This is a genomic window from Mucilaginibacter aurantiaciroseus (genome assembly GCF_024055595.1).
Taxonomy (GTDB): domain Bacteria; phylum Bacteroidota; class Bacteroidia; order Sphingobacteriales; family Sphingobacteriaceae; genus Mucilaginibacter; species Mucilaginibacter aurantiaciroseus.
The window spans coordinates 747,781-774,289 of sequence record NZ_JAMXOF010000001.1 but is presented as its reverse complement, the minus strand read 5'-3'; the positions used below and the strand labels follow the sequence as shown (position 1 = coordinate 774,289).

Genomic DNA, 26,509 nt, shown 5'->3' with positions numbered 1-26,509 from the left:
ATTTCTTCGCTTAAGAGGTCCACATTTTTTTCAACGCCTGTAATTTGTATCACTACGCTTAGGCCATCCGGAGATTTATAAAGCTCCAACCGATTGCCTGTCGACTTGTTTTATACTCCCTTTCGAAACCGATGATACCGGCAGTTAAATTGAGAAACCTATATTGCAGCAACACAAAAAGCGGCGAGTTGTTCAATCTCATTTTAAGAAGCATGCAACTTCCTCTGGCGGGGAAAGGATTTTTTAAAATCCAATATTGGTTCATCGCTTAATTCTTCCATACTGCCCACCAGGCTATAGCCCGCAGTTTTTATCACCACATCTATTTTACCAAACAGGCTGATGGCATCGTTAACGCTTTTTTCATCGGTGATGTTTACTGCCAATGGTAAAAAGCTTTCTGATTTATCTACTGCATTTTCATGGTCGGCGATGTTGCGGCTACGTTTTCTAATAATTGTTTTACGAGGCTTAACCCCAGGCCTTTTGAGGCACCGGTTATAAACCATAGTTTTTGATTATTCATTGTTTTATGTTTGAGTTTTTGTTGGATATTTGATTATTTTTTCGTATGCTATATCGGGTAGTTCAGCTGCGTTTGGGGGCATGCCAAGGGCGTTTCAAAGTCGGTTTTTGGTGATTTAAAGACGGTTTTTGATGATGGTTTTTGATTTAATAAAGGCGTTTTAGGGGCGTTTTTTACGCACCTTGTAAATTGCAAAAATCAAACAATAAACAAACTTGATTTTTACGCTCCATAGGCCACAGCCTTGCTTAATTCTTCGTTAAAGCAGAACCCTTTTTCCAGTTTCTCTAATCGTACCATGGCACAGTCGAAGGCAACGGCACCTTAAAGTAAATGCAATGGCGGGTTTTCGTCATACGCTACGTTGATGATGGCTGTAGCGGCCTTTTCGGGATCGCCGGCTTGCTGAACGTGGTAGCCCAGGTATTTGTCTAATGATGCGCCAACCACTTTGTAATCTTCAATGCGGTTTTTTGCGATGGCGAGTGATTCTTGCGTTAAAAAAGCTGGTACGGAAAGCGCCCGGAGCTACTACAGTAACCTTTACGCCAAACTCGCGCATATCCCCGGCCAATACAAAGGATAGCCCTTCTACCGCGCATTTCGTAGCCGCGTAAACCTACCAGTCAATGCCCGGCACAAAAACCGCCGATAGAGGAGATGTTAATGATGAGTCCCGACTGCTGGTAGCGCATGTAAGAAATCACCATACGGATGACGTTTAGCGTGCTAAATAGGTTAACATCAAAGCTGTTGACGCTTTCCTGATCGGTAAGTTATTTTATACTGCCGCCAATACCGTAGCCGGCGTTACTAATCACCACATCTATGCAACCAAAGGAATTTTGGTTTGATACATAACGCAGCCAACGCTATCTTATTTGCAAGATTCACCTCAATTGGCAGGAAGTTGTCGGCGGTAGAACCAACAGCAATCACCAGTTCGGCAAGGTGGCAGCAACGTTTTGCCCGGTAGCAAGCAATTGTTTTACTAGTATGATAATCAAACACTTAGATACCCTGATAATGAACCATGTCTTTTTGTTGTTTGTAATATTGACGCCTTTATATTACAAAATTAAAACATAAATCCCCTTACCGTTTGCAGCATTCAAATAAATAATTACATAACTCGAACAGATCTGAAAGAAGAAGGGGTTGAACCGGTTTGTTTTTTGAAAAAGTTATTGAAATGGGCGGGTTCTTCAAAGCCGAGGCTATAGCTAATTTCAGATACGTTCCAGTTGGTGTGCCTTAATAAAGCCTTGGCTTCGCTGGTGAGGCGTTCAAAAATATGGTGAGTAGTGGTTTTACCTGTTGTTTGGCGGATGGCCCTGTTCAGGTGGTTTACGTGGACGGATAACCTGTCGGCAAAATCTTTGGCCGACCGTAGGTTAAAGCGTTGCGAAGGCGTTTCTATCGGAAACTGGCGCTCCAGCAGCTCGGTAAATACCGATGTGATGCGCGAGTTGGCATCCGGGTGCTGATAAATGGTTTCCTGTGGCTGCAACTTTAACGCGTAGTGCATCAGCTCGGTAACGTAGTTGCGCAGCAGGTCGTACTTAAAACAATAATCAGAATTGATCTCGTCCAGCATCTTCTTGAAGATCTGGCCGGCGTACTCATCCTGCTCGCTGTTAAGGGTATAGGTAGGCTTGCCGCTTAACGCAAACATAGGCAGTTCGTGTACATTAGCGCGGATTGTATCCCTAAAAAAAGCTTCTTTAAAGATACAGAAAGCCCCCGATCTATCGTCGCTTTTAGGCTCGAAGGTATAAGGTACTTTAGGATTAAAAAAGATAAGCGTGGCACCATCCACCTCAATACTTTTATCAGCATAGTGAATCACATTTTTCCCGCGAATCAGGCTGATCTTATAGAAGTCTCGGCGGGTATAAACAATAGGCTTGGCCCCGGGCGCGTAACAATCCTCCAAACGGAAAACATTGAAGTGCCCTATCTCCTGCCTAAGGTTATCCGGCAGGTAATTAAACTTCTGCATGTAAAAATCTTCTATGGTTTCTGTAGCTGCCATAAGCTAAAGTTACATAATTCAAACAAAAAAAAAAAAATTTGAAAACAACCTGAAACCGCCCTTAAAACGACCAAAAAGCATCTTCCAAACAACCCTGATAATCTTAAAAAACAACTAAATCAAAGGTAAAATTCACCCCAAAAGCGACTTTTAAACGCCGAAAAACGCTCTCAAAACGGCCTATCAACGAAAAAAAATCACCAAAAAGCGACTCTCAATCACCCAAAAACGACCAAATAATGACCAATTTTTACATTGTACTATCTATTAATGTACCGTAAAAGTGGGTAACGCTCATGCCGGCCGCCCTCACCTGTTGCGGGATCAGGCTATTGGCGCTTTGGCCCGGGGTGGTGTTAATTTCAATGAAATAGAAATCCTGTGTACCCTCCAAAAGAATGAAATCCACCCTTACCATCCCGCGGCAATTAAGGCGCAGGTAAACCTGGGTTACTATCTCGGCTATCTCGTGGTTTTTGGCTTCGGGCAGGTCGGCTGGGGTAATTTCTTCGGAAACCCCGGGGGTATACTTAGCTTCGTAATCAAAAAAGTCTTTAGAGCTGATGATCTCGGTAGCAGGCAGCACTACTATTTTACCATTCAGCCTGGCTATGCCAATGCTAAATTCGCGGCCTTTAATAAACTCTTCTATCAGTACCTGCGGGTCTTCTTTAAACGCCTTTTCTATAGCCTCGTGCAGGCCGCCAACGTTGTAAACCTTGCTCATGCCTACGCTGCTGCCACCGTTATTTGGTTTGATGAACAGCGGGAACCTTAAGGTTGATGCTATGGTAGCCGTATCATGATCGTCCCTTTGATGTAGCTGGATCGATTTCGCAACATGTAAACCGTGAATACCATTCACGATAGCCTTGGTGTAGGCCTTGTTCATGGTAATGGCTGATGTGGTGGCATCGCAGGTGTTGTAAGGGATACCCACCAGGTCGAAATAGCTTTGCAGTTTACCGTCCTCGCCGGGGGTGCCGTGTACGGTAATGAACGCGAAATCGAATGTTATCTTTTCACCGTTTAGGGTAAGGCTAAAGTCGTTTTTATCAATATCGATGGCTTTATTATCGGCCTCGTAAACCCAGTTGTGGCGGTTTATTAATATGGTATAAACCTTGTATTTGCTTGCATCTAAACTGGCGGCGATGTTTTTGGCGCTGTTGATAGATACTTCATACTCGCCGGTAAAGCCACCGGCCAAAAGGGCTACGTTTATGGTTTTCATGATAGCCAAAGATAGTTTTTGATTTTGAATGTGGGAGATTGGATGTTATTTTAGGCAATACGAGGAAAATTCGACTGGAAACGCGAACCAATTTTGTAACAATAAGCCACCAATTTAATCTCATTTGCAGTTTTAACCCAAACCTCCGTCAATGATTAGGAAATATTCAGTTTTAATAGGGATAATATTATCGTTGATCTTGATACTAATAGCTATTGCTGTTTACCCCGGTGGCAACATGTTCAACGAATATGCTGTTGGGTATGACTGGACAAAAAACTTCATGAGCAATTTGTTTGGAATACGGGCTTTAAATGGCGCCCCAAACCTTTCCAGAATTTGGGCATACGCTGGAATGATACTGCTTCCACTTACTTACGCGGTGTTTTTCATCAACATGTCGAAGAAAACACCAGATAGAAATGCCGCTGCTATTTTAAAGTATGGAGGTTTAGCCAATATCTTCTTCACATTTTTAACCGTAACGGCTTTGCATAATGTTATGCTTATTATATCAACTTTCGTATTTTGGACATGCATAGTTATCATCACAGTTTTTATCCTTAAAACAAAGCTTCATTTATTTAAATTCTTTTGCATCATTAGCCTTTTGGTGTTTTTTTATAGTGTTTACTTATGGGGCATTAGCGATTGGCGTTTACTGCCCATCATGCAAAAAGTAAATTTCGCAAATTCTACGCTGTTGATCTTAGGGCTCGAATATTTTACTAAAAAGGAGGATTTTGCTTATATTAAAACAAAGGCCAATATTAGTGATCAGTGACTGGAGAGTAGAGGTAGTTTAAAGTCATAAATCAAATCTCTTACACACCCCTTCCCAAATCTTAAATTCGCAATCCAAAATCAAATCCCTATGTTTGAAGTTAAATTCCTTACGCAAAAACATGAGTAATTTTTGGGCTTATTTAAAAACCAGGCAATTCAGAAACACTATTTTATTGGTTATAGCCACGGTTATCAGCATTGTTTTGATAGCTTTTTTTAGCCTTAGCTCGTACACCCGCCACGGCCAGGGTATCCCTGTTCCAAAACTTAAAGGCCTAAATGTTGACAGAGCGATGGAACTGCTTAAAGAGCAGGGTTTCAACTTTAAAATAGATTCGGTTTACGTGCCCGACCAGGCCCCCGGCACCATTGTTGAGCAAGACCCGGATGCCGGCACCAACGTTAAAGAGAACCGTACCATATACCTTACCATGGTTACCCAACTGGCACCAAACGTACCCCTACCTGACCTTACTACCGAGCAAAGCATTTACCGCGAAGCGGTGGCGGTATTATCAAACTACGGTTTAAAAATCGGCGATACCACCTACCGGTCGGACATTGCCCGCGACCGCGTGCTGGAAGTGCGCTTTGGCGGCCAGATCATAAAACCGGGCACCAAACTACCAAAAGGCTCTAAGCTGGACCTGGTATTGGGTAATGGCGAAGGTGCTAGCGAAGTGGAGATACCGGAGTTAATAAATCTTGACCTGGATGCGGCCAGGTTTTCGATAAAAGGCGCCGGGTTAACTGTGGGCAGCATTACCTACGAGGGCTCGATAAGCGACTCTACCAACGTAATTGTGGTTTCGCAATCGCCAATGCGGAGCGATTCGCTGAGCAAAACCAGTATCGGCACACGCATTAATTTAACGGTATCGCAAGGTAAAGCAGATAATGCCCCAACAAATTAATGCAGTTCAATTACAGCAACTTTTACAAGCCGGAGAAAGCTTAAATCTGCTTGATGTTAGGGAGGTTATTGAATACCATACCTATAACATCGGCGGCCAAAACATCCCGGTAGGGAAATTAAAACAACACATCAAAAACATTGCTTACAACAAAACCGACGAGATAATCGTTATTTGCAGTGCAGGTATCAGGAGCGAAACTGCGCAGGCAATTTTAACTGGAGGTGGTTTCTTAAACGTATTAAACCTTAAAGGTGGCCTTAAAGCCCTGCAAAAACTAAATATTAACAACACATCTTAGCCTCACCCTGCCCTCTCCAGAGGAGAGGGTTCTGAAAAGAGGAGTTCAATTCCTTTCCATAGGAGAGGAATTAGGTGAGGCTAAAAAACTAAATATTAAATATACATCTTCCTAAACATACCATGAAAAAATTTTGGATAGCGCTGGTGGTCATCGTCCTATTATCATTAGCCGGTACCGGTATATTCTATTACCTGCGCTTTTTTGGGCCAAACGTTACCGATAAGCAGGAACACCTCTACATCAAAACAGGTGCTACGCTTGATGAGGTTTACAAGTCGATAACCCGGCAGGGCATCGTTAAAGACACTACTTCGTTCCTGCAATCGGCTCAAAGCATGAAGTTTGTAAAGGTAAAACCGGGTAAGTACCGGCTAAAAAGCGGCATGAGTAACCGCAATTTTATCAACATGCTAAAATCAGGCAACCAGGAGCCGGTTACACTTGCCTTCCATAACATCAGGCTGAAGGACCAGTTCGCAGGTTTTATTTCTAAAAAGATCGAGGCCGATTCGGTTTCGGTATTGCGCCTATTAGATTCTTCTAAGTTTGCACAGCAATACGGTTTTACTACCGATAATATCTACACCGTTTTTATACCCAATTCTTACCAGCTATACTGGAATACATCGGCAGAAAAACTATTTACGAGAATGTATGCCAACTACAAAAAGTTTTGGACGCCCGAGCGGAAACAAAAAGCCGAAGCCTTAAAACTTACACCACAGGAAGTTTCTGTTTTAGCATCTATTGTTGATGCCGAGGCTTTGCATGATGATGAAATGCCCACCATTGCTGGCCTTTACCTTAACCGTCTTAACAAAGGCATGAAGCTGCAGTCCGATCCTACTGTGATCTTCGCTTTGAATGATTTTACCATTAAACGCGTGCTTAATCGTGACTTAATTACTAATTCGCCATACAACACTTACTTTTATAAAGGTTTACCCCCCGGCCCTATCATGATGCCATCGGTAAACGCCATTAATGCGGTGCTTGATTATAAAAAAAACGACTACCTATATATGTGCGCTAAGGCGGACTTTAGCGGCAACCATGCTTTTGCCACTAATGAAACCGAACATAGAGTTAATGCCAAGGCATTTCAGCAGGCCCTTAACGACCGGAATATCAAACGCTAATGTTCCAGAACGCTACCAAATTGAGGGTGCGCTACGGCGAAACCGACCAAATGGGCTATATGTACTACGGTAATTACGCCGAGTTTTTTGAAGTGGGCCGTGTAGAAATGCTGCGTAGCCTTGGCCTAACCTACAGCGGTATGGAAGCATCAGGTATTATGATGCCAGTACTTGAACTGAAATGCAAGTACCTTAAACCCGCCCGTTACGACGAGGAGATAACCATTAACGTTATTATGGATAAGATACCCGGGGTTAAGATCCATTTCCGTTACGAGCTGTTTAACGAGCGTGAGGAACTGATCCACCTTGGGGAAACTTTGCTGGCCTTCGTTAATATGAAGAGCAACCGCCCCTGCCTGCCCCCTGCCGATTTTATTAAAAAACTAAAGCCTTTTTTTGAGTAATTTTAGCCATAATGAAATGGGCCCACAAATTTTTACTGCGTTTTAGATTTTACCAATACCTTACCGACTGGGCCAAAACCGTTTACATCCCGGGCTTTAGGCCGCTGCCTTTGTACACAGTAGTGGTGTTTTTTTTCTTCGAGATCCAAAAAACGTCGCTGGCTAACCGCGCGGCTGCCCTGGCTTATAATTTTATGCTGGCGTTGTTCCCGGCTATTATCTTTTTATTTACGCTGATAGCTTATATACCTGTACATGGCTTTCAAAAAAATCTTCTAAGTCTGTTTGCCCTAATTATGCCGGTAAATGTTTATAAAGCGTTTTACGATACTATAGTAGACATCGTTGCGCGCCAAAACGGCAAACTACTTTCAGTAGGGTTTATAACCGCTTTATACTTTGCTACTAACGGCGTAAGTAACCTAATGCAGGCGTTCAACAAGTCATCACTGATACTGGAAACCCGCAGCTGGTTAAAACGCCGCTTTATAGCTTTGCTGCTAACTGTGATAATCAGTATCGCATTACTCATTGCCATTATCATTATGATAGCGGGCCAATCAGTAATTCATTTTATTCAGCACGAACTAAATAGCGAAGCGGCCTTTTGGACATGGCTGTTAGCCCTTACACGCTGGTTAATTATCCTGGTGATATTCTTTACTACCATTTGCATATTATACCGCTACGGGCCTTCAAACAAGCGTAAATGGAAGTTTATCAACCCCGGCTCTATCCTGGCTACATCGCTGGCTATATTAACATCGATTGGGTTTACTTACTATACCAACAACTTTTCATCATACAACGCGGTTTATGGTGCCATTGGTACACTCATTGTAGTAATGATATATCTGTACCTTAACTCCATGATTTTGCTCATCGGGTTTGAATTAAACGCCAGTGTTGACCTTTCCAAGCGCGCCATCCGCATCCAAAAACCAAGGTTTAATACCTTCCGAACCAAAAAAAACAACAATTTGGCTAAATAAGCCAATGACAATCAACCCATTACAATTAGTTTAAAAAAAGTTAACATCAAGTTTGGCAATTCGCCCCGGATTTGTACTTTTGTCCCCGGAGAGCTGGCAGAGTGGTCGATTGCGGCAGTCTTGAAAACTGTTGACTGTTACAGGTCCTGGGGTTCGAATCCCTAGCTCTCCGCTGATTACATATTAAAACCAAACAAAAGCCTGCAAATCAAATGATTGCAGGCTTTTGTGTTTTAATCGAAACCCCTTACAATACTGAGCCAGTAGCGAAATTGGTAAAAGCAGGAAAAGAATCGCGATAAGTCGAGTTGTTTTCTTCATGAATCTTATAATTATCACTGCAATATTTATTTGTTTAACCAAACAATGATACCCAGATCAACCCGGCTAACTCATAAAACCTATCGGGCGTTAATTTTTTATGTTTTGACCCCATTTCTCCAGAACGGCGATGATCTCGGCAAGCTTCATTGGTTTACTCAAATAGTCATTCATGCCGGCCTGAAAACAGGCCTCACGGTCTTCCACCATTGCGTTGGCGGTCATAGCAACGATAACGGGCTGTTCGCTGAGATGTTCCCGGATAAAACGGGTTGCCTCCAGCCCGTCCATTTCCGGCATCTGGATGTCCATCAAGATCATATCGTACCTGCGCCGCGCTATGGCCTCCAGGACTTCGTGGCCATTAGCAGAGAGATCGGGTGAATACCCCATCTTTTTAAGAATGTACATGATCACTTTTTGGTTAACCATATTGTCCTCCGCGATCAGGATATCCAACGGAAAACGTTGGGCCATTTCTAAGGTCAGCTGGCCGGGTAAAGTTTGTACGGGCCTCGGCGCAGCCTCCTCATCCCTTAACTGGTCTATGATCTGTTTATATAGTAAATGATGTTTGACCGGTTTTGTCACTACCACATCGAATAAGCCCGCATCAGTTTTTAAACGATCATTACCTATTGAACTAAGCAATATCAAATGTGATTTCTTTTGCATTAAACGAACGCGTCGGGCAAGTTCAGCCCCGTCCATCACCGGCATATCCATATCGGTGATTACGAGATCGAAACTGTCTTTTTTTATCAGCTCAAGCGCTTCTTCTCCTGAAGCGGCAGCAAAAGGCAAAAAATCCCATTGTTTTAACTGGGTCATCAGGATATTACGGTTGGTATCATTATCGTCTACCACGAGGATAGTTTTTGATCGAAGGGCATCAGTATTTAAGTTAACGTACGTTCGTTCGCTTTTCTGTCCCGCTTTCACCTGAACAGTGAATGTAAATGTTGCTCCCGATCCGGCTTCGCTGCTTACCGATATGGTTCCCCCCATCAGGTTGATCAGCTTTTCGCTGATCGCGAGGCCTAAACCTGTACCGCCATATTTGCGGGTCGTTCCGGAGTCAACCTGTGAGAATGCTCTAAATAATTTATGCAGTTTGTCGGCGGGGATACCAATGCCGGTATCCCGTACAGAAAACTGCAATACCAAGTCGCTTTCTGTGACACCGGCGAATTGAATATCAATAAATACTTCTCCCCTCGAAGTGAATTTCATGGCATTTCCAACCAGATTAATTAAAACCTGTCCAAGACGCAAGGGATCGCCGATGATACGGGGAGGTACGTTTGGTGCCATTTGGTAAACCAGGTCAAGCTTTTGCCTGGATGCTTTTTCCGCAAAGATATCCAGTACCCCTTCTACGCAGTCGCGCAAATCGAAATCATGAGCTTCCAGTTCCATATGACCCGTTTCGATCTTCGTAAAATCCAGTATATCATTGATAACGTTTAACAGAGAATCTCCGCAATTCCTGATCGTATCGGTGTATTCCTCCTGTTCGGTTGTTAATTTAGTGTTTGATAACAGCGTCGCCATCCCGATAACACCGTTCATCGGTGTTCTAATCTCATGGCTCATTGTCGCTAAAAATATACTTTTAGCTTTATTGGCCTCGTCAGCATCTTTCCTCGCATTTTCTGCCTCCTCCCTTGCTTTTTCAGCCTCTTCACGTGATTTCCGTTCTTCTATCGTTAAACGGGCCAAACTTTCCGTACGTTCCTTGACCTGCTTTTCCAGTTGATCCCTTTGCCGGTTAATCAGCCGGATGCGGTAACGGAACAGACCATACACGGCACTTACGGCAGCAATAATGATGACCGTACGGAACCACCAGGTCATCCAGAACGGGGGAATAATATCGATAACGAGCGCCATTGTTACGGGTGACCAGTCACCTGAGGCGTTTTGATATTTAAGTTTTAACCGGTAGACACCCGGAGAAAGATTTGTATAGGACGCAGAATTTTTGTTTCCAACCAAATTCCACTCCGGATCGAAGCCTTCTAACTGGTAAGCGTATTGCTTTTTATCCGGTGAACCATAATCGAGCGCTGCAAACTCGAAAGAGAACACGGATTGTTTGTGGTTGAGTTTTATGGCCCTGGTTTCAGATATGTCTTTTTTTAGCGGCGAAGGGTCATCTGCGTTTTGCGCGACTGTGAGCGGCTTATTAAACAATGAGAACGAAGTGAGTATTATTAGTGCGAACCCCTTGGAATTGACAACTTTACCGGGGTCGAACACATTAAACCCGTTTACCCCGCCAAAGTAAAGTTTGCCGTCACTTGTTTTCAGTGCTGAATGGGGTTTAAACTCATCACCCTGGACCCCATCTTCAGTGTTATAATTTTTAAATATTTTTGTACGAGGGTTAAATTGTGAAAGACCGCCATTGGTACTGATCCATAACATGCCTTGTGCGTCTTCCCTTATGGCATAAATGATGTCGCTGGGCAAACCATCCTTTTTACCAAAAATGGTAAAATGCCCGGTAACAGGGTCAAAAAGGTTAAGCCCTGATAAAGTACCTAACCAAAGCCGGCCTTTACTGTCTTCAAATATTTCTGTCACCCCGTTATTACTGATACTGTTCCTGTCTTCCCGGTGTTTATAATGCACAAAGGTCCCTTTACGGCGGTCAAGCATTTCAAGTCCTGCATCGGAGGTGCCCAGCCAAAGCTTATCATTACGGTCCTCAAAAAGTGCATAGATGCGATCGCTGCCCAAACCGTCGGGATTTTGCAGGTTATAGCGGTAGTGTTTAAAAATGCCTGTAGCAGGGTCGTACTGATCCAGCCCGTCATTAAACGTGCTGAGCCACGTTTTCCCATCGCGGGTATGTAGCAAATTATAAATATTGTTACCGCCAATACCATCGGGCTTTTTCTCGTCCCGTTTTAGATTGGTAAAAACACCTGTACGCGGATCAAAGATACTGGCGCCGTCTCCCCAGGTACCAATCCATATCTTCCCGCTATGATCTTCGTCAACAACCAGTACAAAGTTACCGGTAATACCGTTTTGCCCGTCGGCAGGCTTTTTGTAATTTTTAAAATTGCCGGTTAGCGGGTTGAAAAGATTTAAACCTCCCCCATCTGTCCCCAACCAAATACGATTCCTGCTGTCCTGAGATATATCCAGCACAAAATTATTAGATAGGCTTCCGGGCGATGCATTGTGCCGGTAAAGTCCAAAATTAGCTGTGGATTTCCGGAAAAGGTTTATTCCCCCACCAAATGCGCCAAGCCACATATTTCCACTACGGTCCCTGCAAATACTGTATATCGAGTTACCGTTCAGGCTATTATAATCCACTTCGTCGTGCATATAGGTATCAAACCTGCCCGTGCGCTTATTCAAAATACTCAGGCCTCCGTTTTCAGTTCCAACCCATAAGTTGCCTGCTTCATCATTGCCCAGGCTATATACAGCATCGCTGGACAGCGTCCCCGTATCGCCCTCAAGGTGCTGATAGTGTTTAAACCTGTTCATGCCTTGATCGTACCTGAATAATCCTGCATCCTGTGATCCGATCCATAAGCGTTTCTGATCATCCTCAAACAGGCAATAAATATTTTTAGCGGTTAATAAGCCGGGCGACGTTCCCATAACCTTGTCAAAGCTATTTCTTTTCGAATTGTAAACGGCTAATCCGCCCGAGGCGGTGCCTACCCAAACTTTTTGGCGGGAATCAATAAAAATGGTCCGCGCGTTGTTATCGGCAATACTCATCGGGTCAGCATCATCATGCAGATGATGCTGGAAAGTTCCCTTTTTCAGGTTAAAATAATCAAGTCCGCTATTTTGTGTAGCTACCCAAATATTGCCCGAACTGTCCAAAGCCAGCCTGTTTATAAGGTTGGTAGAGATGGATTTTGGATCCCGGTCATCGTGAACATACCTGGTAAAATACCCCGACTTTCTGTTATACCGGTTCAGCCCGTCTTGCGTGGCAAGCCAAATATTGCCTGCTTTATCCTCCAACATGTCATTGATCATGTTATTGCTGATGGAATTACGATTTTTAGCGTCGTTTCGAAAAGTGGTAAAACGGTAACCATCGTAACGGTTCAAGCCGTTACGTGTGCCTATCCACATTAGACCGCGGCTATCCTGCTTGACGCAGTTCACGTTGATCTGCGTCAGTCCCTGCTCTGTCGTGATATGATAAAACTTAAGGCTTTCTTTTTGGGCGAATGCCCCCAAATAAATGAACATAGACAGCCCTGTGAGCAGCATGTGCTTGCCGGAAAAACGACAACAGAAACAAAGCAAGTATGACAATTTTTTATAACTCAGGTTACCGTCTTTTACGTTACATTCCTTAATAAAGTTACCGATCATCCAATTGCGTTTCAGCCTGATCCAACTTAGCTTGCGTATGAACAAAACGGGTTATATTATAGTCGATACAAAAGAGTCCTCGCGGCAGGCCTATATGATCAACCTGTCCGGCTGTCAATATCTAATTTTAATGATTACTTTTCTTAAAATTGTTAGAAATAGATATAGCAACAACAAATTTGTTTGTTAAGTTTTTTACATTGAATCAGCGAAATATTAATTACATATTTCGAAAAGAGAATGGTTTAAATAAAACTCAAATGGAGATACTATTCTTTGCAGTTACCATAGTATGTTTTAACCCGTTCGACGTCCAAAAACAATTTATTCAAATGAACTTGCAACAAGTAAAGTTGGGAATTAGAAAACTTGTGAATGTTGGTGCAGTCGAATTATGGCATATTGGTAAAAAAAACAAGTCTTCAGTATATCTAATAAATAATAAAGGCAGGCAATTATTAAGCTATTATGCTCAGTCGTGGTGGATATAAATCCTGACAAAAAATCCCAGCATCATCTATATTGGTGGCGGTGACTGTAGACTGATAGATTTTCTTTTACTGGAAGGTTACCAATATAACTATTTTGGATATATCAGCAGCAGCCATTGAAAAAGCAAAAGTCAGATTGGGGCCAAATAGCAGTCGCGTAAAATGGGAGGTGTCTTACGTTACATCGTTCAAAACAGATGAGCATTATGATTTGTGGCATAACCGGGCTACCTTTCATTTTTTGACAGATGAAGCCCAAATAGCTACTTATAAAAGTATTGCAACCAAATCAGTTAAACAGTATTTGATCATTAGTACCTTTTCTGAAAATGGCCCTGAAAGATGTAGCAGCCTGCCTGTCCGACGATATTCGTCAGGTCAATTACAAGGTCAGTTCTACCATGATTTTACTAATCTAAGTTGTACCATGGAAGACCATATCACGCCATTTGGAACCAAGCAGAATTTCGTGTTTTGTAGCTTTAAAAAACTATGAGTGTTAACGTTTCCGATGTGAACCCGTTGGTATAATTCCTAACCGGCCGGTTAGCTTTATTGATAACCTTTCGCCTGTAACCGAAATAACTCCGCATAACGGGTATCCTTTAATATTAATTCTTCATGCGTACCCGCTTCCAGCAGTGTGCCTTTATCCAATACCAGAATCCTGTCAGCTAAGCGTGCGGTAGAAAAACGGTGCGAAATTAGTACGGCTGATTTTCCTTTAGTCATTTGAGCAAAACGCTGAAACACCTCGTATTCTGCCCTTGCATCCAGGGCGGCAGTCGGTTCATCAAGGATCAATACCTGGGCATCCTTCATATAAGCGCGGGCTAAAGCCACTTTTTGCCATTCGCCTCCTGATAGTTCTACGCCATCATTGAAACGCCTGCCTAACCATTGTTCGTAGCGATTAGGTAATTTTTCCGCTAAAACATCCGCCAGGCTTTCCTCTGCCGCTTTTTGAATCAGCGCTTTGTTGCCAATTTCGCTGATATTGCCGACCGCAATATTTTGCGAAAGTGTCATCTGGTAACGCAGGTAATCCTGGAAGATAATGCCCAGGTTTAAACGCAGGTCATCAATCGCATATTCCTTAAGATCTATCCCGTCCAATAAAATACGTCCCTCAGTTGGATCATACAGCCGGGCCAGCAATTTGACGAGTGTGGTTTTACCCGCACCGTTTTCACCAACCAATGCCAGCTTTTCGCCGGGATGCAAGGTAAAGTTCAAATGACGGTTGGCCCAGCTCTCCGAATTATGGTATTGAAAACCTACATTTTCAAAGGTAAACCCTTGTTTAATGGGGTTAGGGAACGGCAATGGTTTTTCTGCAATGCTTATCTTAGGTTTGATCTCAAAAAATTCTAAAAAGTCATTCAGGTAGATTGCGCCCTGCGATACCGTAGTAAAGCGGTTCAGCATATTTTCCATCAGGCTGCTCAATTGCCGGAAAGAACCCGCCAAAAAGGTCAGTGTACCGACTGACGCTTTTCCGGTAACAGTTTGGTAGATTATAAAGCCGTATGCCGCGTAATAACCGATGCTGCCCAAAACAGAAAAGAACGTTCCCCAGGCCGAACGTTTGACCGCCAGCCTGCTGTTATCTGCGTAAAATTTATCAGATAATGTTTTGAAGCGGTTAATGATGAAATCAGACAGCCCGAATATCTTTACTTCTTTTGCGGTTTCATCACTGGCACCCAAATAACGAACATAATCCAGTTCGCGCCTTTCGGGTGTCTGGCTGCGGGTTAAGGCATAGTTTTGACTATTAAAATAGGATTCTCCTAAAAATGAGGGGATGATAGCGATGAGCAGCAACAGGATTAGCCAGGGATTGAAAGCGAGTAGCCCGGTTAGCAAAAAAGCCATAGAGATAAAATCCTGTACCTGGCTCATCACCTGCGACAGCAGTACACTACGGCCAACTGTTTGCTGGCGGGCACGTTCCAGCTTATCATAAAATACAGAGTCTTCAAACTGGTCAAGGTCGAGCGTTGCCGCATGGCGCATGATCCGCATGGAGGTATAATTAGAAAATAGGTCACCGAGCAGGCTATCCGTCAAATTGATCATCCGGTTTAAACCATCCGTCAGCACGGCCAGGCCAAACTCAATGCCAACCAGTGTCCATAGTTCGTGCTGGCTGCCTCCGTGCCGGTTCAACTCTACCACTTGGTCAATGATCAGTTTACCAACATACAATAAAGTTACCGGCATCGCCGAACGGGCGATACGCAACGCGAAACTTAGCGTTGTTTTACCGGGGCTACTTTGCCAGACCAACCTAAAAAGTTCGGGTAAATTTTTTAAAGCGGACAGCCGTTGTTTAAAAGTAAGATCAGACTTGAATATCGTTTTAACCATGTGCCTTCGCTGCGCTATTGTTAAAAAACAAAGCTATGAGTAATAAGGCACCTGAAATAACACCGCTAAGTAAACAAACTAACAAACTGCGCGAAATTTAAGCCTCCGAAAACCTTGGTATTTAAGACGAAAAACATATCGGCAAATACAGCCAGCCATTTACCGCTTTTGCTATTATTCATCTTTGCCGGTATTTTTCATTTTCATCAATAAACTGTAAGCGCCTTTAGTTACGAAATTGATATTGCGTAATTCAGTGCCGCTTGCAGCCAGTTCCATGTAGCCATCTTTAGTTACTCCAGGTTTAACCGGTATCATTTCATAAGCATTTTTACCTGTTACCTTAAAAGCATAGCTTTTGTTTTCATAGTTAACAAACGCATCTTCAGGCAAGGTCAGCGTATTGCTGGCCGTCACTTCAATCTCGGCGTTTATAAAGGTACCCGGTAACAGGGTTTTATCATACTGTTCAAAATGGCAATGCACTTCGGTCTTGCGCTGGTCGGTCAGGTTTTTACCGATCAACACAATTTTACAGATGTATTTTTTATCCGGATTACTGTTGGTGTAGGCAATCACCTTTTGCCCTTGGTGCAATAAGGTCACATCTTTTTCAAATACATCCAACGCCAAATGAATATCCCTTGGATCAACTATCTCAAATAGCACATCGCTCGGGTTAACATACTTTCCAATATTCACATTTACCTTACTTACATAGCCGTCAATTGGTGACCGCACAGCTGCACTACGGGTGATGTTGCCATCACTCATTTTAGCAGGGTTCATACCAATCAGGCGTAGTTTTTCCGCAAGAGAGCTGACCATGATTTTCTGGCTTTCATAATCAGTCTGCGCCTGTTGATAAACTTTATCACTATTGGCTTTACTTTGATTAAGGTCGCGTTGGCGCTCAAAATCTTTTTGCGCATAATTCAATTTGGCTTTTGCTGTTAAATAATCCTGCTGTAATTGGATAAATTGCTGGTCTTCCATTATGGCAATCGTTTCACCGCGGCTAACGTGCATTCCTGGAAGCAATTGAGTAGATTTTAAATAGCCGCCCATCGGGAAACTAATGCTAACCATATTTTGCGGTGGTACATCAACGGCACCAGTAACTTTTAAGGTAGTCGCTACGGCACGGGTAATCGCGTGGCCGGTATCAATGCCGGCAGTTTTGACCTGGGCATTGGTTAAAGTAACAGCCATACTGTTTGCGGCGGCGGGTTTCTCTGCCGTTTTTGTTTCCGGTTTATCCACCGTGCTGCCGCCGCAAGAAAACAGGGCCAATGTTGCCAGCGTAATCACGGACATTTGTATATGTAACTTTATAGTTAGTGATTTCATTTTATTTGTTTTGAAGCGAGTTGATTTGGATAATTGCTTGGTTTAAATTATTTACCGCATCTGTATATTCGCTGCGGATAGCGGTCGCCTGGTTTATGAGCAAAATATATTCGAGGTAATTAATCTGCCCGGCAGTGAATTGAAGGTTAGCCGTTTTTAAGATTAGGTTAGCATTGGGCAAACCTGTCGTTTCATAATAAGCAATTAGCTTTTGGTATTTGACTACATCTCCCGCCGCCTGTTTGTAGCGGCTTTGCAAGGCTTGCAGGCCCGACTGAAAATCTACCTGCGCCTGTTGTTCCCTGATGCGGAAAGCGCTTACCCGGTTCTTTTGTGCGCCGCCAAATAAGGATAGAGCAACGCCCAATTGAACCGATGAAAAACGATTGCCGCCATTATAATTGCGGCTAACGCCGTTCACAGTTTGCGTACCATTAAAACTCTGATTAAAATAACCCAGGCTAAGATCGGGTAACAACTTCGCCTGTTCGGCAAGTGTTTGCGCTTTAGATACTCGCTGTTGCTGGTTAAGGTACAAAGCCTGCGGATGATTGCTGAAGACGGTGTCAGTAAGGATTGGCAACGGTAATTTAAAACCATCAGCTTCCGGCCGATAATCAGCTGTAGTATTTAGTAATACCCGAAAACGGTCGTAAGCTATAAAAACGTCGCTATTCAACATTTCGATTTGCCGCGCTATTTGCGCCCTTTGCGTTTCGGCAGTAATCTTTTCCAGGATGTTACTTTCTCCTTTGTCAAAACGCAGGTTGGCGTTTTTAACAAAAAGTGCGTAGGTGCTATCCACACTTAACAGCAATTGTAGTTTCTGTTTCAGGAAAAGGATATGGTAAAAACTTTCTGTCACCAAACGCTCCAGTTCGCGTCGCCGCAAGTTGACATTCAATTCCTCTGCTTGATATTCCGCGTTAAGCAAAGCTTTTTGCCGCGTGTAAACAGTAGGTAAATTAACCGATTGTATAACTGATAAACGGTTATCATCATAAGCACCGTTGATTTTGCCATATTCCCCGCTGATATTTGTTTTTGGGATAGTTACGCTTGTACCGGTATTTCTTTTCAAATATTCAGCATTTAACCGTTCGCTTTTAAGTGACAGGTTATTTTTAATGGAGGTATCTATAGCCGCTTTCAGCGAAATTGGGGCTTGTGCTTTAACATGGCCTGCGAACAACCCCAATGAAGCTAGCAGTAAAATCACTGTGGGTTTAAACGGTACTTTCATCGTTTTTCCCTTCTCAAATAAGATATAAAGAATCGGCAGGACAAACAGCGTCAAAAATGTGGCGGTAATTAAGCCGCCGATCACCACTGTTGCTAATGGCCGTTGCACCTCCGCGCCTGAACCATTGCCCAAAGCCATCGGTAAAAAGCCTAACGAAGCTACCGAGGCAGTCATTAATACTGGCCGTAAACGAAGCTTGGTGCCTTCGATAACAATGGCCCGCAGGTCGTCCCAGCCCTCTTTGCGCAAGCGGTTAAATTCAGAGATCAGTACCAAGCCATTCAATACCGCCACACCGAACAGGGCAATAAAACCAACCCCCGCACTAATGCTGAACGGCATTCCCCTAACCACCAGTGCCAAAATACCGCCGATAGCTGATAAGGGAACAGCTGAAAAGATAAGCAAGCCCTGTTTAGCCGAACCAAAAGCCAGGTACAGCATTAATAAGATGAGAAGCAGGGAAACCGGAACAGCAATCGTAAGGCGTTTTTTGGCGGCATTCAGGTTCTCAAAAGCACCACCATAGGTAGTGTAATAACCAGGTGGTAATTTGATATTTGTATTTACCTTTTGCTGTAATTCCTCAACCATGCTTTGAACATCACGGCCCAGTACGTTAAAGCCAACAATAATACGCCGTTGCGCATCCTCCCGCTGGATCTGGTTTGGCCCCTCTTCAATTTTAACATCGGCAACCTGTTGTAATGGTACCTGGTTCCCGGTTGGTGTAGGAATCAGCAAATCCTGCACATCGCTTAATTGCTTGCGCTGCGCACCAGCCAGCCGCACAACCAACTCAAAACGTTTTTCACCTTCGTAAACCGTGCCGCTGCTTTGCCCGGCAAAAGCCGTGTTTACAACCCTATTGATATCTTCCACGTTCAGGCCGTATTCTGCAATGGCCGCACGTTTATAACGGATCACGATCTGCGGCATACCGGTAATGGATTCTACGTAAATATCCCGTGCTCCTTTAATGCTTCCGGCAATCGCGCCCAGCTTCTTAGCAAAAATAGCTAAGGTATCAAGGTTTTCTCCAAAGATCTTACAAACCACATCCTGCCTTGCGCCGGTCATAAGTTCATTAAAGCGCATTTGTACCGGGTATTGGAAACCAAAGCTGACACCCGGTACAGCTTCCAGTTCTTTAGACATTTTGGTGGTTAGGTCATCAAAGGTTTTGGCTGATGTCCATTTATTTTTATCTTTCAGAATCACCATCATATCGCTGGCATCAACGGGCATTGGGTCGGTAGGGATCTCTGAACTGCCTGTTTTGCCAACCACCTGTTCCACTTCCGGGAATTTGGTTAGCAAGATCTTGGAACCTTGTTTGATCGCGTTAACTGAAGTTTGCAGGTTACTCCCCGTTAGTACCCTGGTGTCAACGGCAAAATCACCCTCTTCCAGTTTTGGGATAAACTCACCACCCAAACGGGTGAGTATAAATACTGCTATGATAAAGGAAACCGAAGCGATAGCGACAACCATTTTTGGATGTTTAATCACCCTTTGTAGAAGTTTTTGGTAATGTTTTAGTAAAAAGTCCATCATCCTGTCAGACCAGTTCTTTTCATGTTTCCCATTACGACTCAAAAACAGGCTGCTCATCATGGGTATATAGGTAAGGGAAAGTATAAAAGCCCCGATTAGCGCGAACGATACGGTTTGCGCCATTGGCTTAAACATTTTACCCTCAATGCCTTGTAGTGTAAATATGGGAATGTAAACGATCAGGATGATTAAACCGCCGAATACGGCCACATTCTGCATCCGGGTAGATACGGTGATCACTTCCGTATCCATTTCTTCGCGGCTAATTTTTGCCTTATTTGTCAGGTAAATATGGTGCATAATCGCTTCCACGATGATTACCGCGCCATCAACGATCAGGCCGAAATCTAGTGCACCCAGGCTCATTAAATTACCAGATACACCAAATATGTTCATTAAAATAACAGCGATCAGCATCGCCAGCGGAATTACAGAAGCTACCAATAAACCCGCCCTGATATTGCCCAGGAAAATGATAAGCACAATAAGCACAATAGCTATTCCTTCAATCAGGTTATGCTCTACCGTAGTAATGGCGTTGTTTACCATCTTGGTACGATCCAAAAACGCGTCAATTACCACACCTTGTGGTAGGCTTTTCTGGATTTGTACGACCTTATCCTTAATGCTTTTGATCACCTCGTTGCTGTTAGCACCCTTCAGCATCATTACCACGGCGCCGGATACTTCCTGCTTACCATTCCAGGTCATCGCACCGTAACGGGTAGCATGGTTTAAACCAACTTCGCCAATATCACGGATCAATAAAGGCGTACCATTGGGAAGGTTTTTTACCACGATACTGCCAATATCGTCTAAAGAGCCAACCAAGCCCTCGCTACGGATAAACAATACGGTTGGCCCGCGTTCAATGTAAGCGCCCCCGGTATTGTTGTTGTTCTTTTGTAAGGCAGTAAATACATCAGTAATAGAAACATTATTAGCTTTTAGCCGATCGGGGTTTACCGATATTTCATATTGTTTTAGTAAACCGCCGAAGCTGCTCACGTCAGCAACGCCTGGTAAACCTAATAGTTGTTTACGTACAATCCAGTCCTGTATGGTTCGCAAAGCCATAGCATCATATTTTTGTTCATACCCGGCTTTTGCCCTAACAGAATATTGGTAAATTTCGCCCAGGCCGGTTGTTACCGGTGCCATTTCGGGCTTTCCAAACTCAATGGGTATGGTAGCGGTAATATTATTCAACCTTTCAGCAACCTGCTGCCTGGCCCAATAGATCTCGGCCTTATCTTCGAATACAATAGTAACTACAGAAAGGCCAAAGCGGGAAAAACTGCGGATCTCTTTAATGTAAGGTATATTGCGGCAGCTTTGTTCGATAGGAAAGGAAATGAGGCGCTCTACATCGGGCGTACCTAACGACGGAGTACGGGTAATGATTTGTACCTGGTTGTCGGTAATATCGGGTACGGCATCAATTGGCAGGCGGTTTACCTCGTACAAGCCGAAGCCGATCAGGCCAAATACAAAGAGGCCGATGATGAGCTTATTCCTAACGGAAAACTCAATGATTTTATTTAACATGAAAAAGAAGCTTAAAGTTAACGTTAAAAAAAGGCCAAAGAGTGGACCACAACTGTGAATACAGCAGCGTCAACAATTCATAGGGAGGCCGCGAAGAATGGTTCGGTCCGTAACCCAACATGGCGGATAGGGTTCATCGGGTATTATAAGCGGCTGGATAGGTGAGTTAACCGGGAATAGTACAAAACGATACGCCGATGAGTAAACCAGTTTTTGAACAGTGATTTGCAGGCCATCAAAATGGTAAATCTGCGGGGAAGATATATGGTCTATCTTTGCATGTTCCAGCGCATTGTTGTGATGATTTATAATATTGTCATCGTGTTCATTATCATGGTGATGAGCGACGATAACATGGAAAAGCAAGAGGGTAAACCCTGTTAATAAGAATATCCTGCTGATCGATAGCTTCATGAAAACAAATGTAGTATATCTTAATTAAAATCTAACTGTTTCAAATATTCTAAATAATGGAGTGCTAGTTGGTTGGTAATTTTGAATTATTTCCAAAAATTACGATCAACTAATAAGTCTTCATCCGTATTTCAACAAAAAGCACCTTTAAAGATCCGCATATCTTTAGGCTTTATTCATTTTAAAAAAAAAGTTTAAAAAACCGCATTAATCGGGCGGCCTGTTTAGGGGTACTATACCGGCATTTGTAACAGTGTAAAAATTCCGCCTTTGTAATGCGCGGGAAGATCCGGGGTGTAATTAATACCGGTATTTCCAATAATTGTAAAACCACTGTTTACATAGTAGTTTATAAGCCTGTCGTTTCCACTGCCTGTATCTATACGGATGTATAAAAGATGGTTGGCCCCGGCAAATTCCCGTGCCCAATCAATAATATGTTTAAGCAGGTTATGCCCGCGGAAGGATTGGCTGTTAGCTATACGGTGAATATAAATAGCAGGCGTAGTGGCCGAATCTTTCCAAATAAGGGGGTCACTGAGGGTGATGCAAAAAGTGGCGACTATTTCACCATCAGCTAAAATTTTGAAATGCCGATTTTCGTCTATTTCTTTTGCTATCAGTGCCGGTTCAAAGCCCAACCAATGGTTATTACCAACCTTTTTCTGATAAACAATAGCATCATCATAAAGCGCGAAAATTGTTTCTGAGTCGTTTTGTTGGGTGTGTTTTATTTCTATTTGCATGGGGCTGTTTAGAGTTAAGGCTTCGCCCTCAAAAGTTATCCCCTTCCAACCGTTTATCATAAACTGCCTGATGTTTTGGTGGTCTGTTGCATCGGTCGTATTTAAAACAGCCTGGTAATGCTCTGCAAATAATTGAAGTGTATCTGCTTCGTTCAAATTATTCAATTGCGCGAATGTGAAAACCTTTGCACTTCCCTGGTTTTGGGTAGCTCCATTGTAAGCCTCACCATTTTTAAAGGCGGTTGGCTGGTGGTTGTAGTAAGTTTCGATAAAACCGATAACATCAGCAAACTTTGTAGTGTTATTTTTTAGAGCGGTAATCAGGGCAGATAATTCGTTTTTCATTAGTTTATTCTATCCTTCAAAAGTAATAAATCTACCTTTAACTTGTCGGTTACAGTCGCCAAATGTTCACGTTCACGCTTGTGAACACATATCAAACACCATTTAATTACTGATAATCAGTAATTTAAAAAAACTTATACTGACAAAATGGTGCCACCATCAGTTATGTAAAATTACTTACAGTTTCTTAATCCGCATCGCGTAAACAGGCGATGCCCAAGCCATTCCATAGCACTTGAACAGGTAACACCTGCGTTATTTTATCACCTAAAAACGTCTTTATAACGCCTGTAATAAAAATAATTAAATAGCAAATGCATGTCGAAATATTTTTTTTCAGTTAAAGCAACGTTTGTCGTATTTTTGCCGTATTCTTTGGATTAAGTCCAGATAAAAATAATGTTAAAAATACTTATCGCCGATAATCAAATACTTACCTACAAAGGCATTGTTGCTTTAATTACCGATGTTAAAGATCTTAAGGTTATTGGCAGGGCCAAAAACTTTAAAGAACTGGAGTTGATGATAGGTAAACACCAGCCGGATGTTATTATTATCGATCATCACCAGGGCGACGATCTTGAAGCGAAATTTTTGCAAGACACCCATATTCCATTCGATCATACCCATATTGTTCTTATCTCTAACAAACAAAACCGCAACGAAATAATTGAACTGGCCGACCTTGGCCTTAAGAACTATATAAGCAAGGAATGTACTCACGACGAATTAATACAAGCTATCCGCAGCGCGGCAAAGGGCGAACAATTTTATTGTGAGATAACCATGCATAATATTTTTGGTAAAAGCGTCCCCACAAAAAATGGCGACACCCTGCCTGTTTTATCTGTTAGGGAAACCGAAATAATCAATCTCATTGCCGAAGGTTTAGCCAATAAAGATATTGCCGAACGCCTTTTTTTAAGTGTGCATACCATTAAAACACATCGTAAAAACATCATTAAAAAATTGGGCTTTACTTTTAAAAACGCCTCCGAGTTGGTTTTATTTACCGATTATCTTAAGTAAATTTATTTAGACTAATTATAAATTACCCCCGAGGGGGTATTGCCCAGCCTTGCCATACCCCATAGTTTTGTATCCAGAAACAATACTCAAATCCTGCAAAATGAAAAGATCCTTTACCATACTAACCGTACTATATGCGGCATTGTTATTTACAGCAAGTTGTACAAAAGATAATGCCTTGGTTACAACACCTGTTGATGAAGCCGTTACCCCATATGATGTACCAATTACTTACAACTTTGCTAACGCCGATTTTTTTAAAGCAAGCCAGCGTGTTAAAATGGGTGCCGAATTAAACAGCTACCTTGGCACTGCAAACAACGCGGTTATCACATCTGCAAAAGCAAACGATTATTTCGATAATAAAAACAACCTGTTTACTACTGATGCTTCTTTAAATACATCTGGCGTTACACTTGCAGAAAAAACTGCTGATGCTGCTTACTTCAGAGGCCACTTTGCTACACAAGCTACAAACAGCTTAAGCAATACGGTTACTGCTGCCGATGGTACCGCAGGTATTATAGTTGTTGGTACTACCAAAAGGTTAGTAGGCCCAACCGGTTTAGAATCTAACCAGGCAGCTGCTAAAGGTATGATGGGTGCTTTATTCTTTAAAGAAGCGGTTACGCTTTTAACCAACATCCCTAACGATGATAACAAAACAGTAACCAATGGTACTACTTTGGCACAACGCCACTGGGATGAAGCTTTTGGCAACTTAGGCGTACCTGTTAATTACGACCCAGCCGTAACTTACGTTAATACTGATCCTCTCCGCCCTTTATTATGGGGTGGTTACCTTGCCGAGCGTGGTAAAGAGATCCTTGCAGGTAAAACTATTTTTGATGCATTTTTGAAAGGCCGTGCTGCCTTAGGTGGCCATGATAAAGTTGTTGTTGCCGCACAGGCTAAGATCATTATTGATAAATGGGAGCAATTAAACGCTGCTGCTGCTTTAGAGTATTCAACCATCCCAACCCGTTCGGTTAACGTTAATAACCTGGCAACTCAGTTCCACGCTTTATCAGAAGGTTTCGGTTTCATTCATTCTTTACAGTTCCGTGCTACAACAAGCAAACTTAGCGCTGCTGATTATGCTACTTTGAAAAGCATCTTCGCAACCAACTTCTACACACTTATCAACGAGCCGGGCTTTACCAAATTGGTACAAGCCCAAACCATTCTTAAAACAACTTATGTTTTATAATTAACCATATTTTAATAAAACATTACCCAGTAAGCTCTTTGGTTTTAAACACCAAAGAGTTTCTGATATTAAAAAAAACACCATTATGATGATCATAAACAGATTAAGGGCCGGGATATTTTTAGGGATAGCCGCGTTTGCAATTGGATTTGTAGCCTGTTCAAAATCAGACAATTCAACAACCAAGCCAAACCCGGCCGAAAACGGTTTTGATAAGGCGGCCATGTTAACCAACTATGCCGATAATCTTATCATACCTGCCTACACCAGTTTACAAACACAGTTAGGCGTGCTCGAAATAGCCGCAAACAGTTTCCTGGCAGCGCCAACCTTTGCCAACAAACAGGCACTAAAGATTGTTTTTAAGGATACCTACCTGAAATTTGAGCATGTTTCGGTTGACCAGTTTGGCCCTGCCGAAGCGGCATTGTTCACCAACTTTACCAACACCTTCCCTACAGATTCTATCGCGATAGAAGGTAACATCACCCGTGGCACTTACAGCTTTAACGCAAACAGCGCTGTAGGCCAACAGGGTTTCCCGGCGTTAGATTATTTATTGTTTTCACCTAACCATTTAAATGATTTTAGCGGCGCTAATGCAGTTAACCGTAAAAAATATGTACAGGATGTAATTGCCCGTTTAAAAACGCTTACCGGCACGGTATTAACCGGCTGGCAAAATACCTACCGTGCAAGCTTTATAACCAACACACGGTCAGATTCGGGCAGCCCTATCGCTTTCCTTATCAACCAGTTCGCGTTTGAGATGGACCAGCTAAAAGGGCCGCGCATTGGCTGGCCTTTTGGCAAGCAATCGGCAGATATTTTGTTTCCAAATAACACCGAAGGTTTTAACGCGGGGATCTCTGTGGCCCTTGCTACCGAAAACTTAATAAGCCTTAAAGCCATGTTTAATGGTAATGGCAGCGGCAAAGGCATGTCAGATTATTTGATCGCCCTTAAAAAAGATAAGTTGAGCAGCGATGTTTTGACCCAGTTTGATAAAGCCATTAACGGCTTAAAGGCCGTGCCTGACCCTTACGCTACCTCCATGTCGTTACATAAAACCGAGATCGAGGCCGCTTATCGCGAGATACAGATCCTACTAACGCTGATCAAAACAGACGTAGCATCGGCAACAGGCGTGCGCATTACTTACCAGGATACCGACGGCGACTAA

General features: G+C 42.9%; 22 protein-coding genes and 1 tRNA gene. 11 read left to right on the top strand and 12 right to left on the bottom strand.

Features of this window, described 5'->3' with window-relative positions:
- Positions 1-203: 203 nt before the first annotated feature.
- From NAF17_RS03605 to NAF17_RS03585, 6 genes are all read right to left on the bottom strand, one after another.
- Entirely contained in the window at positions 204-386 is a 183-nt protein-coding gene (locus NAF17_RS03605) for a hypothetical protein (RefSeq protein WP_252756613.1), read from the bottom strand.
- Positions 387-850: 464 nt separating this feature from the next.
- Complete coding sequence (locus tag NAF17_RS18035; protein ID WP_256474412.1) at positions 851-976, bottom strand: hypothetical protein; 126 nt, start codon at positions 974-976, stop codon at positions 851-853.
- A gap of 10 nt (positions 977-986) precedes the next feature.
- Positions 987-1,088, bottom strand: coding sequence for a hypothetical protein (locus NAF17_RS03600; RefSeq protein WP_252756612.1), 102 nt, complete (start codon positions 1,086-1,088; stop codon positions 987-989).
- A 64-nt stretch (positions 1,089-1,152) separates the two neighbouring features.
- Positions 1,153-1,242 (bottom strand): hypothetical protein, encoded by a 90-nt coding sequence (locus NAF17_RS03595; RefSeq protein WP_370340869.1) that lies wholly within the window; start codon positions 1,240-1,242, stop codon positions 1,153-1,155.
- A gap of 407 nt (positions 1,243-1,649) precedes the next feature.
- Positions 1,650-2,561, bottom strand: a complete 912-nt coding sequence (locus NAF17_RS03590; RefSeq protein ID WP_252756611.1) for a helix-turn-helix domain-containing protein — start codon at positions 2,559-2,561, stop codon at positions 1,650-1,652.
- A gap of 250 nt (positions 2,562-2,811) precedes the next feature.
- Positions 2,812-3,795 (bottom strand): D-alanine--D-alanine ligase, encoded by a 984-nt coding sequence (locus NAF17_RS03585; protein WP_252756610.1) that lies wholly within the window; start codon positions 3,793-3,795, stop codon positions 2,812-2,814.
- A gap of 151 nt (positions 3,796-3,946) precedes the next feature.
- Here NAF17_RS03585 and NAF17_RS03580 point away from each other — a divergent pair, with 151 nt between their 5' ends.
- The 7 genes from NAF17_RS03580 to NAF17_RS03550 all read left to right on the top strand — a co-directional run bounded on the left by NAF17_RS03580 (position 3,947) and on the right by NAF17_RS03550 (position 8,509).
- Positions 3,947-4,579: a hypothetical protein gene (locus NAF17_RS03580; protein WP_252756609.1), complete on the top strand. Its 633-nt coding sequence runs from the start codon at positions 3,947-3,949 to the stop codon at positions 4,577-4,579.
- A 121-nt stretch (positions 4,580-4,700) separates the two neighbouring features.
- Entirely contained in the window at positions 4,701-5,495 is a 795-nt protein-coding gene (locus NAF17_RS03575; RefSeq protein WP_252756608.1) for a PASTA domain-containing protein, read from the top strand.
- Positions 5,479-5,796 carry a rhodanese-like domain-containing protein gene (locus NAF17_RS03570; protein WP_252756607.1) on the top strand — a complete coding sequence of 106 codons (318 nt, stop codon included), beginning with the start codon at positions 5,479-5,481 and terminating at the stop codon, positions 5,794-5,796. The genes NAF17_RS03575 and NAF17_RS03570 overlap by 17 nt, the downstream gene beginning before the upstream one ends.
- A 122-nt stretch (positions 5,797-5,918) precedes the next feature.
- Positions 5,919-6,938, top strand: coding sequence for an endolytic transglycosylase MltG (mltG, locus tag NAF17_RS03565; RefSeq protein ID WP_252756606.1), 1,020 nt, complete (start codon positions 5,919-5,921; stop codon positions 6,936-6,938).
- Positions 6,938-7,345: an acyl-CoA thioesterase gene (locus tag NAF17_RS03560; RefSeq protein WP_252756605.1), complete on the top strand. Its 408-nt coding sequence runs from the start codon at positions 6,938-6,940 to the stop codon at positions 7,343-7,345. The genes mltG and NAF17_RS03560 overlap by 1 nt, the downstream gene beginning before the upstream one ends.
- 11 nt (positions 7,346-7,356) lie before the next feature.
- A complete protein-coding gene (locus NAF17_RS03555; protein ID WP_252756604.1) occupies positions 7,357-8,337 on the top strand; it encodes a YihY/virulence factor BrkB family protein in 981 nt (326 codons plus the stop codon).
- Between the two features lie 87 nt (positions 8,338-8,424).
- Positions 8,425-8,509: transfer RNA gene (locus NAF17_RS03550), tRNA-Ser, on the top strand.
- 239 nt (positions 8,510-8,748) lie between these two features.
- On the opposite strand, the gene NAF17_RS03545 is transcribed toward NAF17_RS03550, so the two are convergent.
- The gene (locus NAF17_RS03545; protein WP_252756603.1) at positions 8,749-13,065 is read right to left on the bottom strand and encodes a hybrid sensor histidine kinase/response regulator; all 4,317 of its coding nucleotides are present in this window, start codon (positions 13,063-13,065) and stop codon (positions 8,749-8,751) included.
- Between the two features lie 540 nt (positions 13,066-13,605).
- Between NAF17_RS03545 and NAF17_RS03540 the strand changes: the two genes are divergently transcribed.
- On the top strand, positions 13,606-14,007 hold the full coding sequence (locus tag NAF17_RS03540; protein WP_252756602.1) for a class I SAM-dependent methyltransferase: 402 nt from the start codon (positions 13,606-13,608) through the stop codon (positions 14,005-14,007).
- A gap of 56 nt (positions 14,008-14,063) precedes the next feature.
- On the opposite strand, the gene NAF17_RS03535 is transcribed toward NAF17_RS03540, so the two are convergent.
- The 5 genes from NAF17_RS03535 to NAF17_RS03515 all read right to left on the bottom strand — a co-directional run bounded on the left by NAF17_RS03535 (position 14,064) and on the right by NAF17_RS03515 (position 23,087).
- Positions 14,064-15,803: an ABC transporter ATP-binding protein gene (locus NAF17_RS03535; protein WP_252756601.1), complete on the bottom strand. Its 1,740-nt coding sequence runs from the start codon at positions 15,801-15,803 to the stop codon at positions 14,064-14,066.
- 255 nt (positions 15,804-16,058) lie between these two features.
- A complete protein-coding gene (locus NAF17_RS03530) occupies positions 16,059-17,201 on the bottom strand; it encodes an efflux RND transporter periplasmic adaptor subunit (RefSeq protein ID WP_252756600.1) in 1,143 nt (380 codons plus the stop codon).
- Between the two features lie 34 nt (positions 17,202-17,235).
- Complete coding sequence (locus NAF17_RS03525) at positions 17,236-21,582, bottom strand: CusA/CzcA family heavy metal efflux RND transporter (RefSeq protein ID WP_252756599.1); 4,347 nt, start codon at positions 21,580-21,582, stop codon at positions 17,236-17,238.
- A 69-nt stretch (positions 21,583-21,651) separates the two neighbouring features.
- Positions 21,652-21,996, bottom strand: a complete 345-nt coding sequence (locus NAF17_RS03520; RefSeq protein ID WP_252756598.1) for a hypothetical protein — start codon at positions 21,994-21,996, stop codon at positions 21,652-21,654.
- Positions 21,997-22,229: 233 nt separating this feature from the next.
- Positions 22,230-23,087, bottom strand: a complete 858-nt coding sequence (locus NAF17_RS03515) for a HopJ type III effector protein (protein ID WP_252756597.1) — start codon at positions 23,085-23,087, stop codon at positions 22,230-22,232.
- 399 nt (positions 23,088-23,486) lie between these two features.
- On the opposite strand from NAF17_RS03515, the gene NAF17_RS03510 reads away from it, so the two are divergent.
- The 3 genes from NAF17_RS03510 to NAF17_RS03500 all read left to right on the top strand — a co-directional run bounded on the left by NAF17_RS03510 (position 23,487) and on the right by NAF17_RS03500 (position 26,509).
- Positions 23,487-24,116 (top strand): response regulator transcription factor, encoded by a 630-nt coding sequence (locus tag NAF17_RS03510; protein WP_252756596.1) that lies wholly within the window; start codon positions 23,487-23,489, stop codon positions 24,114-24,116.
- A 100-nt stretch (positions 24,117-24,216) separates the two neighbouring features.
- Positions 24,217-25,326, top strand: a complete 1,110-nt coding sequence (locus tag NAF17_RS03505) for a DUF4856 domain-containing protein (RefSeq protein ID WP_252756595.1) — start codon at positions 24,217-24,219, stop codon at positions 25,324-25,326.
- An 85-nt stretch (positions 25,327-25,411) separates the two neighbouring features.
- Complete coding sequence (locus NAF17_RS03500) at positions 25,412-26,509, top strand: imelysin family protein (RefSeq protein ID WP_252756594.1); 1,098 nt, start codon at positions 25,412-25,414, stop codon at positions 26,507-26,509.

Bases quoted from the DNA above. Each gene is read 5' to 3' on its own strand.
- NAF17_RS03515 (WP_252756597.1), bottom strand. From the start codon at position 23,087: ATGAAAAACGAATTATCTGCCCTGATTACCGCTCTAAAAAATAACACT.
- NAF17_RS03555 (WP_252756604.1), top strand. From the start codon at position 7,357: ATGAAATGGGCCCACAAATTTTTACTGCGTTTTAGATTTTACCAATAC.
- NAF17_RS03510 (WP_252756596.1), top strand. From the start codon at position 23,487: ATGTTAAAAATACTTATCGCCGATAATCAAATACTTACCTACAAAGGC.
- NAF17_RS03570 (WP_252756607.1), top strand. From the start codon at position 5,479: ATGCCCCAACAAATTAATGCAGTTCAATTACAGCAACTTTTACAAGCC.
- NAF17_RS03580 (WP_252756609.1), top strand. From the start codon at position 3,947: ATGATTAGGAAATATTCAGTTTTAATAGGGATAATATTATCGTTGATC.
- NAF17_RS03560 (WP_252756605.1), top strand. From the start codon at position 6,938: ATGTTCCAGAACGCTACCAAATTGAGGGTGCGCTACGGCGAAACCGAC.
- NAF17_RS03505 (WP_252756595.1), top strand. From the start codon at position 24,217: ATGAAAAGATCCTTTACCATACTAACCGTACTATATGCGGCATTGTTA.
- NAF17_RS03520 (WP_252756598.1), bottom strand. From the start codon at position 21,996: ATGAAGCTATCGATCAGCAGGATATTCTTATTAACAGGGTTTACCCTC.
- NAF17_RS03530 (WP_252756600.1), bottom strand. From the start codon at position 17,201: ATGTCCGTGATTACGCTGGCAACATTGGCCCTGTTTTCTTGCGGCGGC.
- NAF17_RS03600 (WP_252756612.1), bottom strand. From the start codon at position 1,088: ATGCGCGAGTTTGGCGTAAAGGTTACTGTAGTAGCTCCGGGCGCTTTC.
- NAF17_RS03590 (WP_252756611.1), bottom strand. From the start codon at position 2,561: ATGGCAGCTACAGAAACCATAGAAGATTTTTACATGCAGAAGTTTAAT.
- NAF17_RS03585 (WP_252756610.1), bottom strand. From the start codon at position 3,795: ATGAAAACCATAAACGTAGCCCTTTTGGCCGGTGGCTTTACCGGCGAG.
- NAF17_RS03525 (WP_252756599.1), bottom strand. From the start codon at position 21,582: ATGTTAAATAAAATCATTGAGTTTTCCGTTAGGAATAAGCTCATCATC.
- NAF17_RS03500 (WP_252756594.1), top strand. From the start codon at position 25,412: ATGATGATCATAAACAGATTAAGGGCCGGGATATTTTTAGGGATAGCC.
- NAF17_RS03575 (WP_252756608.1), top strand. From the start codon at position 4,701: ATGAGTAATTTTTGGGCTTATTTAAAAACCAGGCAATTCAGAAACACT.
- mltG (WP_252756606.1), top strand. From the start codon at position 5,919: ATGAAAAAATTTTGGATAGCGCTGGTGGTCATCGTCCTATTATCATTA.